Source organism: Bacillus sp. SW14 (genome assembly GCF_047608225.1).
Lineage (GTDB): Bacteria > Bacillota > Bacilli > Bacillales > Bacillaceae > Bacillus > Bacillus subtilis_G.
Map to the genome: position 1 here is coordinate 2,584,649 of NZ_JBLKRW010000001.1, position 15,376 is coordinate 2,600,024.

At 45.5% G+C, this 15,376-nt stretch carries 16 protein-coding genes; 1 reads left to right on the forward strand and 15 read right to left on the reverse strand.

The window, feature by feature from the left end; genetic code table 11:
• Positions 1–21: 21 nt before the first annotated feature.
• The 5 genes from recG to ACMX2I_RS13315 all read right to left on the reverse strand — a co-directional run bounded on the left by recG (position 22) and on the right by ACMX2I_RS13315 (position 5,814).
• Positions 22–2,070 carry an ATP-dependent DNA helicase RecG gene (gene recG, locus ACMX2I_RS13295; RefSeq protein WP_414957181.1) on the reverse strand — a complete coding sequence of 683 codons (2,049 nt, stop codon included), beginning with the start codon at positions 2,068–2,070 and terminating at the stop codon, positions 22–24.
• Positions 2,048–2,950, reverse strand: a complete 903-nt coding sequence (sdaAA, locus tag ACMX2I_RS13300) for an L-serine ammonia-lyase, iron-sulfur-dependent, subunit alpha (protein ID WP_414957182.1) — start codon at positions 2,948–2,950, stop codon at positions 2,048–2,050. The genes recG and sdaAA overlap by 23 nt, the downstream gene beginning before the upstream one ends.
• A gap of 23 nt (positions 2,951–2,973) precedes the next feature.
• A complete protein-coding gene (gene sdaAB / locus ACMX2I_RS13305) occupies positions 2,974–3,636 on the reverse strand; it encodes an L-serine ammonia-lyase, iron-sulfur-dependent subunit beta (protein ID WP_019714380.1) in 663 nt (220 codons plus the stop codon).
• Positions 3,637–3,774: 138 nt separating this feature from the next.
• A complete protein-coding gene (locus ACMX2I_RS13310) occupies positions 3,775–5,436 on the reverse strand; it encodes a DAK2 domain-containing protein (RefSeq protein ID WP_414957183.1) in 1,662 nt (553 codons plus the stop codon).
• Positions 5,437–5,451: 15 nt separating this feature from the next.
• Positions 5,452–5,814 (reverse strand): Asp23/Gls24 family envelope stress response protein, encoded by a 363-nt coding sequence (locus tag ACMX2I_RS13315; protein ID WP_087992089.1) that lies wholly within the window; start codon positions 5,812–5,814, stop codon positions 5,452–5,454.
• A gap of 279 nt (positions 5,815–6,093) precedes the next feature.
• Between ACMX2I_RS13315 and rpmB the strand changes: the two genes are divergently transcribed.
• Positions 6,094–6,282, forward strand: a complete 189-nt coding sequence (gene rpmB / locus ACMX2I_RS13320; protein WP_003221548.1) for a 50S ribosomal protein L28 — start codon at positions 6,094–6,096, stop codon at positions 6,280–6,282.
• 72 nt (positions 6,283–6,354) lie between these two features.
• Here rpmB and spoVM read toward each other — a convergent pair whose 3' ends face one another.
• The 10 genes from spoVM to def form a co-directional block, all read right to left on the reverse strand.
• Positions 6,355–6,435, reverse strand: coding sequence for a stage V sporulation protein SpoVM (gene spoVM, locus ACMX2I_RS13325; protein WP_003221545.1), 81 nt, complete (start codon positions 6,433–6,435; stop codon positions 6,355–6,357).
• Positions 6,436–6,505: 70 nt separating this feature from the next.
• Positions 6,506–7,150: a thiamine diphosphokinase gene (locus tag ACMX2I_RS13330; protein WP_414957184.1), complete on the reverse strand. Its 645-nt coding sequence runs from the start codon at positions 7,148–7,150 to the stop codon at positions 6,506–6,508.
• Positions 7,151–7,218: 68 nt separating this feature from the next.
• A complete protein-coding gene (rpe, locus tag ACMX2I_RS13335) occupies positions 7,219–7,872 on the reverse strand; it encodes a ribulose-phosphate 3-epimerase (RefSeq protein WP_414957185.1) in 654 nt (217 codons plus the stop codon).
• A 4-nt stretch (positions 7,873–7,876) separates the two neighbouring features.
• Positions 7,877–8,773, reverse strand: coding sequence for a ribosome small subunit-dependent GTPase A (gene rsgA / locus ACMX2I_RS13340; protein ID WP_414957186.1), 897 nt, complete (start codon positions 8,771–8,773; stop codon positions 7,877–7,879).
• Positions 8,774–8,787: 14 nt separating this feature from the next.
• Positions 8,788–10,734, reverse strand: coding sequence for a serine/threonine protein kinase PrkC (prkC, locus tag ACMX2I_RS13345; protein ID WP_414957187.1), 1,947 nt, complete (start codon positions 10,732–10,734; stop codon positions 8,788–8,790).
• The gene (gene prpC, locus ACMX2I_RS13350; protein ID WP_148961853.1) at positions 10,728–11,492 is read right to left on the reverse strand and encodes a protein-serine/threonine phosphatase PrpC; all 765 of its coding nucleotides are present in this window, start codon (positions 11,490–11,492) and stop codon (positions 10,728–10,730) included. Before prpC ends, prkC begins: the two co-directional genes overlap by 7 nt.
• A gap of 6 nt (positions 11,493–11,498) precedes the next feature.
• On the reverse strand, positions 11,499–12,590 hold the full coding sequence (gene rlmN, locus ACMX2I_RS13355) for a 23S rRNA (adenine(2503)-C(2))-methyltransferase RlmN (protein ID WP_148961854.1): 1,092 nt from the start codon (positions 12,588–12,590) through the stop codon (positions 11,499–11,501).
• Between the two features lie 2 nt (positions 12,591–12,592).
• Positions 12,593–13,936 (reverse strand): 16S rRNA (cytosine(967)-C(5))-methyltransferase RsmB, encoded by a 1,344-nt coding sequence (gene rsmB, locus ACMX2I_RS13360; protein WP_414957188.1) that lies wholly within the window; start codon positions 13,934–13,936, stop codon positions 12,593–12,595.
• Positions 13,923–14,876, reverse strand: a complete 954-nt coding sequence (gene fmt, locus ACMX2I_RS13365; protein ID WP_414957189.1) for a methionyl-tRNA formyltransferase — start codon at positions 14,874–14,876, stop codon at positions 13,923–13,925. Before fmt ends, rsmB begins: the two co-directional genes overlap by 14 nt.
• Before the next feature lie 4 nt (positions 14,877–14,880).
• Positions 14,881–15,363 carry a peptide deformylase gene (gene def, locus ACMX2I_RS13370; protein WP_087992098.1) on the reverse strand — a complete coding sequence of 161 codons (483 nt, stop codon included), beginning with the start codon at positions 15,361–15,363 and terminating at the stop codon, positions 14,881–14,883.
• Positions 15,364–15,376 lie beyond the last annotated feature (13 nt).

The following is a 15,376-nucleotide window of genomic DNA, read 5'->3' on the forward strand; positions in this document are numbered from 1 at the left end:
AACACCGAAAACTTCTGGTAACTAGCTTAATTTTTCCCCGTCCATTGCTCCGCTCGTCAGTAATCGCTCTCTCAGCACACCGTATTCCGGCTCGTTCCAGAACGCGTCAGAAGCCACAAGATTCGCAGCATCCTGCCTTGCCGTTTCAAGCGCTCTGTAATCATGAACCATGTCCGCCACCTTGAATTCAGGCATTCCGCTTTGTTTTTTACCGAAGAAATCTCCCGGGCCTCTCAGTTCCAGGTCCTTTTCAGACAACTCGAAGCCGTCATTGGTCTCGGACATAATTCTCATCCGCTCTTTCCCTGTTTCTGATTTAGGATCGGCCATCAGAATGCAAAACGATTGATGCTCTCCCCGTCCGACACGGCCGCGCAGCTGGTGAAGCTGTGACAGTCCGAAACGGTCGGCGTCATAAATCACCATAATGGTTGCATTTGGAACATTCACGCCAACCTCAACAACAGTGGTTGATACGAGGATTTGACAGTGATTCGCACTAAACTCTCTCATGACCTGATCTTTTTCATCGGAATGCAGCTTTCCGTGCATCAGGCCGACATTCCATTTCCCTTGGAAAATGTCAGAAAGCATATAGTACACATCAATAGCGTTTTGCACATCAAGTTTGTCTGATTCTTCAATCAGCGGGCAGATGATATAAGCCTGTCTGCCCTGTTTTAATTCTTTTTCGACGAATGCCAAAATACGATCCAGCATGTCATGTTTTACCCAATAGGTTTCGATCTGTTTTCGTCCCGCCGGCATTTCATCAATGACAGATACATCCATTTCACCGAACACTGTGATGGCTAACGTTCTTGGGATTGGAGTGGCTGTCATAAAAAGAACATCGGGATCCTGCCCTTTGTTCCGAAGTTTTTTACGTTGCTCAACTCCAAATCGGTGCTGTTCATCTGTAATGACGAGACTCAACGCCTTAAACTCCACCTCATCCTGAATTAAAGCGTGGGTTCCTACAAGAATATCAATCTCTCCCGCGGCAAGACGCTCAAGCAGTTCTCTTCGCCGCTTCCCTTTGACAGAGCTTGTCAAAAGGGCGACGCTGACATTCCACTTTTCAAATAGTGAAACGAGCGAATCAGCATGCTGCTCGGCCAGAATCTCTGTCGGCACCATGAGCGCCCCCTGGTATCCGGACAGGATCGCGGCATACAACCCAATGGCCGCGACTGCCGTTTTTCCTGATCCGACGTCTCCTTGAAGAAGACGGTTCATTCTGTATGGAGAAGACATGTCTGCTGTTATTTCGCGAAGCACGCGCGACTGGGCGTTAGTGAGAGGAAACGGAAGGCTATTGATAAATCTCATGAGTTCTTCGTTTGAAAAACGCTGCCGTATCCCTTGAGTCTGCTCTCTTTCCGCCTTTCGGAACGCCTGCATTTTCAACTGAAACAACAAAAATTCCTCATAAACAAACCGGCGTCTTGCAAGCGTTAACGCTTCTCTTGTTTCAGGCTGATGCATCATTTTTAACGCCTGCTGATAGTCCGGCAGCTTATAGCGTGTTTTTAGCTTTTCCGGAAGAGGATCCGGAAGCGAGTCTGCATACTGGGTCAGCGCCTGCTGAATAAAGCGTCTCATCATTTTGACGGTAACATTTTCTTTCACAGAATACACTGGTTCAATGCTTTTATCCTCTTGGTGCGGCCCGTTTTTCAACTCCTGAACAGAGATGGTTTGGCGGTGCTTGTCCCATTTACCGGAAATCGTCACGACAGAGCCCAGCGAAAGCTTTTTCTTCAAATAAGGCCGGTTAAAACATACGGCAGTGATTAAATAGCGGCCGACAAGAAGCCTGAATGTCAGCCTGTTTCGTTTTTTTCCGTAATAGGTAAGAGAAGGCTCTGAATGAACCTTCCCTTCGACTGTGACTCTCTCGTCATGCTTCACTTCTTCTAAATCCCTCAGCTCGTAGTCATCATAGCGATAAGGGAAATAATTCAGAAGATCAGAAGTGTCATAAATACCGAGTTCATGTAATGTTTTTTCTGTTTCCGGCCCAATGCCCTTAATGTTAGCTATACTAGTTTGCTGATGTTGTTTCACGTGAACCTAGCGCTCCTCCGAAAATTTTTTTCTCTAATTCTCTGCCAGTCGGTGTTGCTGCTAAACCGCCCTGACCTGTTTCTCTAAGCGCAGTGGGCATCGTTTGGCCAATTTTATACATGGCATCAATAACCTCATCACATGGAATGCGGCTTGTAATGCCCGCCAATGCCATATCAGCAGCAATCATCGCATTTGACGCGCCCATCGCATTCCGTTTCACACACGGCACTTCAACAAGCCCCGCTACAGGATCGCACACGAGCCCGAGCATATTTTTTAATGTAATGGCCATGGCCTCCGCGCTTTGTTCGGGTGTTCCTCCTGCCATTTCAACAATAGCCGCAGCCGCCATGCCTGAGGCTGATCCAACTTCTGCCTGACATCCTCCGGCGGCGCCGGAAATACTTGCGTTATTGGCCACGATAAATCCGAAAGCCCCGGACGTAAACAAAAAGCGGATCATTTGTTCTCTTGTTGGGTTCAGCTTTTCTTTTACAGCAAATAATGTGCCTGGCACCACACCAGCAGAACCTGCAGTCGGTGTCGCACAGATGGTACCCATGGCTGCATTTACTTCATTTGTTGCAACAGCTTTCGATACCGCATCTAAAATCAGCGGGCCAGACAGGCTTTTACCTGACCGAATGTAGGCCTGCAATTTAACGGCATCCCCGCCTGTTAAGCCCGTTTGGCTCGTAACTCCCTCGAGTCCTTTCTGAACCGCTGCTTCCATAACAGACAGATTGTGATCCATCTGCTGAAAAATCTCTTCTTTTGTTTTTTCTGTTACTCCAATCTCTTGAGCGATCATCACATCAGAGATGGATATTTGCTTTTCTTTTGTAATCTCTAATAATTCCTTTACATTACGAAACATAACTGGCTCCTCCTGACCTTTCGCTAGTCAGCAATCTTTGTCACTTGAATAATATTCGGCAGCTTCGACAGTTCGTCGAGAACATGATCATCGATATTTTGATCAACCTCTATTGTCATCAGCGCAAGCTGGCCGATATCCTTTCGGGCTACTTCCATATGGCCTACGTTGATTGAAAATTTCGCCAGGACATTGGCAACACCGGCAATCGTGCCAAACTTGTCATTATGAACAACTAATATGGCCGGGTGATTTCCTGATAGCCGTAGTTCAAAACCGTTTAATTCTGTGATTTCAATCTTTCCTCCGCCAATCGAAATACCCGTCAGCTCAAGCTCTCCCTTTTCATCAGATATGGTGATTTTGGCTGTATTCGGATGGACGGGGACAGCGTCTTCAACCCGAAACTCTATATCAATTCCTTTATCTTCTGCAATTTGTATAGCGGTTTTAATTCGTTCGTCAAATGTGTCAAAATCCAGCAATCCGCCGATAATCGCAACATCTGTGCCGTGGCCTTTATACGTTTCCGCAAAAGAGCCGTAAAAGGATACGATGATGCGCTCTGGCTCTCTGCCAAATAAACTTCTGGCCACTCTCCCGATTCTCGCCGCTCCCGCCGTATGCGAGCTGGACGGACCAATCATAACGGGTCCGATAATATCAAAAACGCTTCTGTATTTCATGCTATTCCTCCTTATGAACCAGAGCTTATAAGCGCTTTTCTTCTAGACTAATTGATCATATATAAAATGGCAAGCGGGCGCGTCACAGCGCTGCCGCACTTAAAAGCAGACATAAGAATAGAAGGGCGAATCGCCCTTCTATTCTGCAGAAACTATATACGAATACAGCGGCTGTTTTCCGTTGTGGATCTCAACCTCAATCTCCTCGTACTTTTCACTAAGGAACGCTTCAAGCTCCTCAGCTTCTTCCTGAGACGCATCCTCACCATACAGGATGGTGACAATTTCGTCGTCTTCTCCGATCATTTCTGACAGCAGCATTTTCGCGGCTGACAGCTGATCTTCAGCAGTGCCGATAATCGTGCCATTCAGAATTCCCATAAAGTCGCCTTTTTTAATGTCTTTGCCGTCAATATGGGTATCTCTGACTGAGTACGTCACCTGCCCGCTTTTTACTTGCTGAATGGCGCTGAGCATATTGGCTTCGTTCGCTTCAGCTTCTTGATCCGGATTAAATGCCAGCAGGGCTGACATCCCTTGCGGAACCGTTTTGGCAGGAATGACAAAAACCTGTTCACCCATTACACTAGCCGCTTGATTAGCCGCCATGATGATATTGGAGTTATTCGGTAAGATAAACACTGTTTCCGCATTTACAGATTTCACGGCATCGACAATATCCTCAGTACTCGGGTTCATGGTCTGCCCGCCTTCAATCACAACAGAAGCGCCGATGCTTTTGAATAAATCGGAAATACCTTCTCCCATCGCCACAGTCACAATGCCATACGGCTGTTTTGCCGGCGGTTTTTCGTTGTCAGCAGGTTTGCTTACCTGGCTGATGAGGGAGGTATGCTGCTCTCTCATATTTTCTATTTTAATTTTGATCAATTCACCGTAATGCTGGGCATAATTTAATACGTTTCCCGGTTCTTCCGCATGAATATGAACCTTCGCCAGCGATTCATCCGCAATGACTAACAGAGAATCACCGAACTGGCTGAGATCTTGTCTGAACGTACCTTCGTCGAATTCTCGTTTTGCCTGATCGAGTCTAACCATCACTTCCGTACAAAAACCAAATTCAATATCTTCGGTATTCATCACGCTTTGCGCGCTCTTATGATGCTCTGCGCTGACCATGTCGTCAAGTGACGGAAGAACAGCTTTTTGAGGCACAGCCTCACCTTTTAATGAAGCAAGGAAACCTTCATACACACAAAGCAGGCCTTTGCCGCCGCTGTCGACGACTCCTACTTCCTTCAGGACAGGAAGCAATTCAGGGGTCCGGTTTAAAGACGCTTCTGCTTCTTCAGTCACTGCAGTCATCAGAGCTGTGATATCGGTTTCTTTTTCTGCCAGAGCCATCACTTTTTTTGCAGCGTCTTTTGCAACTGTTAAAATGGTGCCCTCTACAGGTTTCATGACAGCTTTATAAGCCATGTCAACACCCGCTTGCAGCGCAGCGGCAAACTCTTGTGCATTTATTTCTTTTTTTGATTCAATGCTTTTACTGAATCCACGGAACAATTGGGACAGGATCACTCCTGAATTTCCGCGCGCTCCCATGAGCAGTCCTTTAGATAACGCAGAGCCTACCTTACCGATATCATCCGTATCCATTTGCTCCACTTCTCTTGCTCCGGAAGTCATTGACAGGTTCATGTTTGTTCCCGTATCGCCGTCCGGCACCGGAAACACGTTCAGCGCATCAACTGCACTCGCGTTTTGAGACAGATTCTGCGCTCCCGCGAGAATCATCCCGGCAAAAGTTCTGCCGTCTAATGTTCTAATAGACAATCCTACTCCTCCTAACTACGGGTTCGTCACTCGGACGCCTTGGACATAAATATTAACAGAGTCCACTGCCAGTCCGATGGTTTGATTTACTGTGTACTTTACTTTTGTTTGGATATTATGTGCCACTTCAGAAATTTTCGTGCCATAGCTGACAATGATATACATATCAATATGTATCTGTTCTCCTTCTTGGCGAACTTGGACACCTCTGCTGAAATTCTCTTTCCGAAGGATTTCAGTCAGTCCGTCTTTAATCTGATTTTTAGAGGCCATACCGACAATGCCGTAACAGTCAATCGCCGCGCCACCTGCAACCATCGCAATGACTTCATTAGATATATCAATCTGCCCGTACTTCGTTCTTAATTCAATGGACACACTAGTTCCTCCTTCGAATGCATAGAGTTACAGCTATTCTACTATATGGTTTCCATTATGAAAAGAAAAGACCCGGCTGTCGCTGCCTGTCCCTCTACATATACTATAGCACCGCTGTTTCCGCAAGATGTCAAGTGAATTTTCTTGAAAGATGTTGAAACAATAGTTGCAAACGTTTTTTAGCTGTGGTAAATTATTTAAAGTATCCATATCGAAAGCATCTAAGATTATATGAAATGTTAAAAAGTAGATGTTTTGTGCAAGTGAGGAGGGAAACAAATGGCACGTAAATGCGTTATCACAGGTAAAAAAACAACAGCTGGGAATAACCGTTCTCACGCAATGAACGCTTCTAAGCGCACTTGGGGCGCGAATCTTCAAAAGGTTCGTATCCTTGTGAACGGAAAACCTAAAAAAGTATATGTATCTGCTCGAGCTTTAAAATCAGGTAAAGTTGAGCGTGTATAACAAAATGAACGCCTGCCCCGATATGTGGCAGGCGTTTTTATGTGGTGAAAGAGGGCTTTGAACCCCTGGGCTTTAATCTTTTCTGAATGAGCCCAGCATCGCCCGGACAATTCCTCCTAAAAACTTCGGCAATTTAATGGTGTAAAATTTCATTTTTTGTCCCCTCCTATAACGTACCGTAACCGCCTGTTCATTGATTTTAGCAAATGAATGAAAGCACATGCTAATCCGTGCTTCTTATCATTATTAATATGCCTTTTGCAAACGAAAAAGTACCTCGTGAATGAATGAGTTCGTTACTAATACATAGTGTTGAACCGAGCGTAATATGACATTTATTTAGCGGATATTTAAAACCGTTCAGTGTCAGCTCATGTATTTCTTCGGAAAACGGTATGAAGGAGATATATCGCTTGTTTTCATCCTTCTCCATATCATATTCACCAGGAGGGAACATTTGAATATGATTTTGTTTGTCTATCAGTTTAATTTTTATATTCGTTTTTACACCTCTGTACAGAAGCTGAATATTTCCTAAAAAATGATCAGCTCTGCCGCCTGTAATGCCGAAAATCTGAATCATATCAGGCTGCTTTTCCAGCGCCCAATCAAGGGCGAGGTCCAAATCTGTCTGATCTTTTTCTGATTGATACACATGGAGTGCGGGAGCCGCTTTTTCAATTCGGCGGCGTTCTTGCTCTGTTATGCTGTCAAAATCTCCAAAAGCTTCATCAGGAATGATACCGGCATCCAAAAGATTGACGGTGCCTTTGTCAACACCGATCCAAAGGACGTCCTCAGCCATATAGCCAGTTAGATCGGGAATGAGATCTTTAGGGCCTCCCGCAACGATATTGATTGTCTTCATCTTTGATTCCTTTCTCTGATACAGGAAAAAGAGCTTAGGCGTTGTATGCCCAGCTCTTTTTTTGCTTATTATTTACTTCCTCTGATTTCAGAAATCGCTTTTTTACGGTCAGGCTGGCCGTAAACAGCTGAACCGGCAACGAGTAAATTTGCGCCCGCTTCAATAACTAGCGGAGCGGTTTCTTTGTTGACGCCGCCGTCTACTTCAATCAACAGATCTTTTTTTCCTCTTTCATCCGCCATTCGCTTAACTTCTTTTATTTTAGAAAGGACGGAATGAATAAATTTCTGCCCGCCAAATCCCGGGTTCACCGTCATTAAAAGAACAAGATCGAGGTCGTCGAAAACATGCTCGATGACCTGTACAGATGTATGCGGGTTCAGAACAACACCGGCCTTTGTGCCTTGCTCTTTAATAAGCTGGATGGTACGGTGCAGATGCGGACATGCCTCAGCATGTACAGACAGGATATCTGCGCCCGCTTTAGCGAAAGCAGGGATGTAACGATCCGGCTCCTCTATCATTAAATGAACATCAAGCGGCAAATCTGTTACCGGCCGTACAGCTTCTACAATCAGCGGACCGATCGTGATATTGGGGACAAAATGCCCGTCCATGACATCAATGTGAATATAATCGGCTCCGCCCTTTTCTACATCTTTAATCTCATTGCCTAAAGCGGCAAAATCAGCGGAAAGAATAGATGGTGCAACCTTTATCATTATGCTAATACCTCGGCTTTCTGTCTTTAATCTCCGTCATAAATTCAACATAATGGTCGTAGCGGTACTGCTTTAATTTCCCGTCTTCAACAGCTTGTTTCACTGCACATTTCGGTTCTTTTAGATGTAAGCAGCCTCTAAATTTGCATGAAGAACTTTTTTCTCTGATATCAGGGAAGGTATAGCCCAGCTCTTCTTCCTCAATGTCTGTAAATTCAAGCGAGCTGAATCCCGGCGTATCCGCAACCAAGCCTCCGGACGTATGAATCAGCTCTACGTGGCGGGTAGTGTGTTTCCCGCGGCCCAAATGTTCTGAAATCTCGTTTGTTCTTAAACCGAGCTCCGGACTGATTGCGTTGAGGAGCGAGGATTTTCCAACACCGGACTGACCCGCAAACACCGTTGTTTTGTCCTTAAAATGCGGGATGATATCCACCAAAGTGTCTTGGTCCTTAGAGGAGGTGAGATACACGTCATAACCAATATTCCGATAGTCTTCTGCATAGGCTTGTATCGTATCTTTTGTATCTTGATCTTCAATCAAATCCATTTTTGTAACGCATATAATTGGCTGAATATCATTGGCCTCAACGAGAACCAGGAAGCGGTCGAGCAATGCCGTGCTGAAAGAAGGCTGAACCGCTGAGAAAACAAGGACCGCTTGATCAACGTTGCAAATTGGCGGCCTGATCAGCTCATTGGTTCTTTCTTTAATTTCTAACAAATATCCCTCTTTGTCATTTTCAGCCTGATACACAACGTAATCGCCGACGAGAGGGGTAATTTTGTTCTTTCTGAAAATGCCTCTTCCTCTGCATTGTACCACTTTATCTGAATCCTCTGATTCATCCAGTACATAGTAAAAGCCGCTAAGCGCCTTAATAATTTTGCCCTCAGGCATATTTTCCCTCCTTGTTATTCATCTTTCGGATACTCAATGGTTTTGTAGCTGACGACTTTATTGTTTACCATCACTTGATAGTACCCTTTCTGGCCGGATTCAATCTTCAGCTCGATCGTTCGTTCAGTCGGCTCTTTTATCTTAAATTCTTCGTAAGTGTCAGAGATACTGTGATCCGCATCGTCAATAGCGATTTGTACTTCAAGCTCGTCCCCTTCATTTTCTGGCTCGTAGGGGATCTCGACCTTTTCTTTCACTGTTTTCGCAGGTTTTTTCTCAGGTCCGAGAGAGAATGTCACTTCCACTTCGTTTCCCGGCTTTACTGCCGTTCCTGCTGCTGGTTTTTGTTTGACAACCTGCCCTTCTGGAACGTCATCTGAGTATGCTTCTTTTTCTTTCAGCTTCAGTCCGTTGTCTTCCAGATATCCAGACGCTGCTTCTTTACTGTAAGTTTTCAAGTCTCTAAGCGTAATGTCTTCAGGCCCGATACTGACTGTGAGTTTGACTTGATCATCACTCGGCACAAGCTCAGTCCCTGCTGACGGATTCTGTTCAATGACAGTGCCCGCGTCTTTCTCATCATTCACTTCATTCACTGTGACATGTTTAAAACCTTGGTCTTTCAACGCTTTTTTTGCCTGATCGACCGTTTGGCCTGCAACATCACCGATCTCCGTTTTAGCTTTTCCGGTGCTTTTATAAAGCGTGACCGTTGCGCCTTCTTTGACTGTAGAATCCGCTTTAGGATCCGTTTTTACCATCAGGTCTTCTTCAATTTTCTCATCTGAGATTTCCAAAACCTCAGAATCTACCTGCAAGCCGTCTTTTTCCAAGATGTCTGCCGCCTTTTCGTATTCCATTCCGGAGACATCAGGTATTTTGACATCTTTAGGCATAAAAAGCGACGGAAAAACAGTGACAGCAAGAATTCCCGCCGTGATGAATACGATGCAAACCGTGAGCAAAACCCACGGCCACTTTTTTCTTTTGCCGTTTTTCTTTGTTTTATTTTCGTTGCTGGGTGTCAACTCGGCTTCTTTTTCGCCAGCAGCTTTAGCGAGCTCTTCATCTTTAATGATAGGAATCGCTTTTGTCATTTCTTCATCTTCTTGAATCATAAATTTCTTTTCATTGAGTCTGTCGGCATCAAAAGCTGTTTTGATATCAGCTTCCATGTCTTCAGCCGTTTCATAGCGATGAAAAGGATCTTTGGCAGTAGCCTTTAGGATCATGTTTTCAACGCTTTGGGGTACTGACGGATTCCACCTTCTCGCCGAAGGAGTTTCCGACTGAAGATGCTTTAAGGCGATGCTGACTGCCGATTCTCCATCAAATGGGATACGGCCGGTTAAAAGTTCAAATAGAACGATTCCAAGCGCATAAATATCCGATTTTTTTGTCGCCAAACCGCCCCGCGCCTGTTCAGGCGATAAATAATGCACTGAGCCCAGCACAGAATTGGTATGGGTGATTGTGGTCGAACTTAGTGCCGTCGCAATTCCGAAATCCGTCACTTTGATATTTCCCATGTGGTCAATCAAAATGTTATGCGGCTTAATGTCTCTGTGAACAATCTGATTTTGATGGGCATGAGCGATGGCTGAGACAATTTGCTCCATGATGTTCAGCGCTTCTTTAGGGTGAAGCGGCCCGTTTGCTGTTATGTATTCTTTAAGCGTCATGCCTTCAACGTATTCCATGACAATATAATAAATATCATCTTCCTCACCCAAATCGTAAATACTGACGATATTCGGGTGATCGAGGCTTGATGCGGATTGGGCTTCTCTTCGGAAACGCCTGATAAACTCATTGTCATTCACATAGTCAAACCGCAGGATTTTGATTGCGACTTCACGGTCTAGAATCATATCCTCAGCTAAGTACACGTTGGCCATTCCCCCGCCGCCTATAACGCGGAGAATTTGGTAACGTCCGCTGATCCGCTTGCCGATTAGCACTGATCTTCACCCTCTTCAACATGTAAAGCAAGCTCAAGCAAAACTGCTGTAATGTTGTCTTCCCCGCCATTCTGATTGGCTTTGTCCACAAGCAGGTTTACTTTTTCCTGAGGAGCTGAATCGCTTTGCAGGATGTCTTTTAATTCAGTGCCTTCCACTTTATTCGTCAGTCCGTCAGAACATAGAAGCAGTTTGTCCCCGGGTTCGATATCAAAAGAACGTGTGTCAATACTTACTGACAGGTCTGTTCCGAGTGCCTTCGTCAGCACATTTTTTCGCGGATGATGTTCAGCGTCTTCTCTTGAAATCTCTCCAGTGCGTACCAGCTCATTTACAAGCGAATGATCTTCTGTCACTTGAAAAAAATGGTCCTCCTGAAGCAAATAGCATCTGCTGTCACCTATATGAGCAACAGAAACCGTTTTCCCCGTAAAAAGCGCACATACAATCGTCGTCCCCATGCCTTGGCATTCTTCGTGGGCTTGGGCATGATCGTATATTTTGCTGTTTACCGCCAGAATCTGTTCAATGAGCCATTTTTCACATTCTGCGGGCGCAACTGGAATCGCCTCCGCTTCATTCCATTTCTCCCCCATGGCTTTCACAGCCATCTTGCTTGCAACATCTCCAGCAAGATGGCCGCCCATGCCATCAGCGACAACCGCTAATACAAATTCATCTTTCCCCTTGAATACCCCCGCATCATCTTCATTATGCTGGCGGATTTTTCCTGTATCTGATTTTAAGGCTGTTAACAACCCTCATCACCTCGTCTCGTCTTGACGCTCCTTCGCGCGAAGCTGACCGCAGGCTGCGTCAATGTCATGGCCTTGCTCTCTTCTGATTGTGACATTTACTCCGCGAGATTTCAGCGTTTTCTCAAAAGCAAAAATCTGATCACGCGGTGTGCGCACATAGTCCCGTTCAGGCACGTAGTTTACCGGAATCAAGTTCACGTGGCATTTGATTCCTTCCAGCAAGTCGGCAAGCTCTTCAGCGTGCTCGACCTGGTCGTTTACGCCTCCGAACAGCCCGTATTCAAAGCTGATTCGGCGTCCCGTTTTGTTAATATAATATTTAACAGCTTCCATTAATTCAGGCAGCTTGTACGCTCTATTAATCGGCATCAAACGGCTTCTGATTTCTGTATTAGGCGCATGCAGAGAAATCGCAAAGTTAATCTGCATTTTCTGATCAGCGAATTCGTAAATTTTCGGGATGATCCCGCTTGTAGAAACCGTAATATGGCGCGCACCGATATTCAGGCCCTTGTCATGGTTAATGATTTTCAAGAAAGCGAGCATTTCCTCAAAGTTATCAAAAGGTTCACCGATTCCCATGATCACGACAGAGCTCACGCGTTCATCCGTTTCATCAAGGGCTTTTTGAACTTTGACGACTTGAGCGACAATTTCACCCGCTTCAAGGTTTCGTTTCAAGCCCCCGAGCGTCGAAGCGCAGAATGTACAGCCAATGCGGCAGCCAACCTGTGTCGTTACACATACAGAATTACCATACTCATGTCTCATTAAAACGGTTTCGATTGTATAACCGTCATGAAGTTCGAATAAAAACTTCATTGTACCATCTTCAGAGGTTTGTTTAACGGCCGTTTTCAGCGTTGTTAACACAAAATGAGTGCTTAATTTCTCACGCAGATCCTTTGACAGGTTTGTCATTTCCTCAAAAGAAGATATCCGTTTTTCATATAGCCATTCAAAAATCTGTGCTGCGCGGAACGGTTTCTCTCCGTTGTCTGTCAGCCATTGTTTGATTTCATCTAATTCTAAAGAATAAATAGACGGACGCTCTGTCCGCAATTCTTTTCTTTCTTTCGTTTTTTTCATTTCTGCCATTGTTATCCCTTCTTTCTCATGCTGCAAATAAAGAAACCATCTGTTCCGAAATAATGAGGAAGGATTTGCACCCTTCCATCCCGAACAAAGGGTCTCGCCTTTTCGGGCAGCCGCTTTTCAAGAGACAAATCGGGTTCAAAATCAGGATGTTCTTGTATAAACGCATGTATGACTTCTTCATTTTCTGTCCGGTCCATTGTACACGTACTGTAGACAAGAGTGCCACCTTTTTTTACTAATGGTGCGATTTCCGCCAAGATCGACAGCTGGATCTCAGCAAGCCGCGCGCTGTCATCAGGCTTTTTCGTGTATTTCATGTCCGGCTTTCTTCGGATGACACCAAAACCTGAGCACGGGGCATCTACCAATATCCGGTCAAACTGTTCGTTTTCAAACGTTTCTCCTGCTTTTCTCGCATCCATTGTTTCCGCATGAATGATCGTAAGGCCAAGCCGGTCTGCCGCTTCTTTGATCAGCTTCACTTTATGTTTGTGAAGATCAAGCGACGTAACGTTTCCCTTGTTCTCCATCAATTCTCCGATATGAGCCGACTTTCCGCCAGGCGCCGCACATGCGTCAAGCACCGTTTCACCGGGCTTAGGATCAAGAGCGCGGGCGACGAGCATGGAGCTCTCATCCTGGATGGACACTTCACCGTTTTGGAAAAAATGAGTTCCAGCAATTGTTCCCTTTAGGAGCTTCACAGCGTCTTCAGCGAGGTCGCCTTTTTCAACGTCGATTCCCTCAGCTGCCATTTGATCAAGCAAATCCGTTCTGTCCGCTTTCATTTGGTTGACACGCAATGTCTGCTTCGGCGGAATGAGGTGGATTCGGCAAATCTTTTCAGCTGCTTCAAATCCATACGCATCGGCCCATTCTTTCACGAGCCATTCCGGATGGCTTGTCTCTGTCGCCAGCCGGCGGACAGGGTCTTCAATGGTGTCAAAGGCTGGAACACCTTCGCGCTGAATGGAACGAAGTACGCCGTTTACGAATGAAGCAATGCCTTTGTGTCCTCGGATTTTCGCAATTTCGACCGCTTCATGAATAGCAGCCCTGTCTGGTATCTTCTCCAAATACTCCATTTGATATAAGGATAGGCGAAGAAGCTGAATCACCCACGGCTTTACTTTTTGAGGCTTATTAACAAACGGTTTGAGCATATAATCGAGCGCGATCTTGTTTTGCAATGTACCGTAGACAAGTTCAGTCAAAAGACCTCTGTCCTGATCGCTCAGTTCATTTGATTTAATGACCGACTTCAGGAGCAGATTACTGTAAGCCTGGTTTTGTTCTAGTTTGATCAGCGCCTCAAGGGCGATATCACGAACACTATTTTTTTTCATTGTTTACTCCTAACATATCGCCTGCTTCAACATGAGCGCCGCGCACAAAGTCCTCGCCTTTCATGCGTTTTTTGCCGGCCGGCTGAAGTTCGGTTAATAACAAGGCCGTGCCGTTACCTGTGGCTACTATAATCCCTTCCTTTTCAATCGCAACGACTGTGCCGGGCTCGGCTTTTGTTGGTGCGGGTGTTTTTTTCGACGTCCACACTTTCAAGTTTTGTCCATTAAGCGTCGTATAGGCCACAGGCCAAGGATTTAAGCCGCGGACTTGGTTGTAAAGCTCTTCACCTGTTCTAGACCAATCGATCAGCTCTTGCTCTCTTTTGATGTTAGGCGCGTATGTCGCTTTCTCTTCATCCTGCTTTTCAGGTGATATGCTGCCGGCAATGACGTTTGGAACGGTTTCAGACAATAGCTTCGCGCCAGCCGCGCTTAATTTATCATGCAGCGTTCCGACATTGTCGGTTTCTTCAATGTCCACTTCCACTTTTGAAATCATATCGCCCGCATCTAATTTTTCTACCATATACATAATGGTAACACCTGTTTTTTTCTTTCCCTGCAGAATGGAGTAATGGATCGGAGCTCCGCCGCGCAGTTCCGGCAAAAGAGACGCGTGAACGTTAATGCAGCCGTATTTTGGGCTGTCGAGAAGCTCCTTCGGCAAAATTTGTCCAAATGCTGCGGTTACAATAAGGTCAGGCTTCAATGCCAAAACTTTCTCGATTTCTTCTGTCAATCTGACTTTTTCCGGCTGAAGAACCGGGATGCCGTGACGCAATGCCTCTTCCTTGACCGGAGGAGGTGTCAGCACTTTTTTTCTGCCCTTCGGACGGTCAGGCTGTGTGACGACCCCTACTACTTCATATCCGTCCTCTATCATGTTTCTTAAAACAGGAACTGAAAAATCAGGCGTTCCCATAAATACGATTCTTGTCATCAAATCATCCTTCCATATCCGCTAGTTCATCTTCTGTATAGTATTTGCTTATTTTAGATGTAAACAGCACACCGTCTAAATGATCCATTTCGTGCTGCACAGCCCTCGCTAAAAAGCCTCGCGCTTCCAGAATGAACGGTTTTCCCTGACGGTTAAATGCACGCACTTTGACGTAATCGGCACGTGTGACATCACCATAGACGCCGGGAAAGCTCAGGCATCCTTCAATTCCGGTTTGCCCACCGCTTTTTTCTAAAATCTCGGGATTAACGAGATCCATTCTGCCGCTGTCATCCCCGATGTCTACAACAGCCGCTCTTTTTAAAATGCCGATCTGCGGCGCTGCCAGTCCGACCCCATCCATTTCAAGCATGGTGTCGTACATATCATCAAGCAGTTTTTTTAGCTTTTTATCAAAAACAGTCACGGTTTCCGTCGGTGTTTCCAAAACCTCCGCAGGATGTGTGACGACCTTTTTCACAGCCAATTTGTTACCCTCC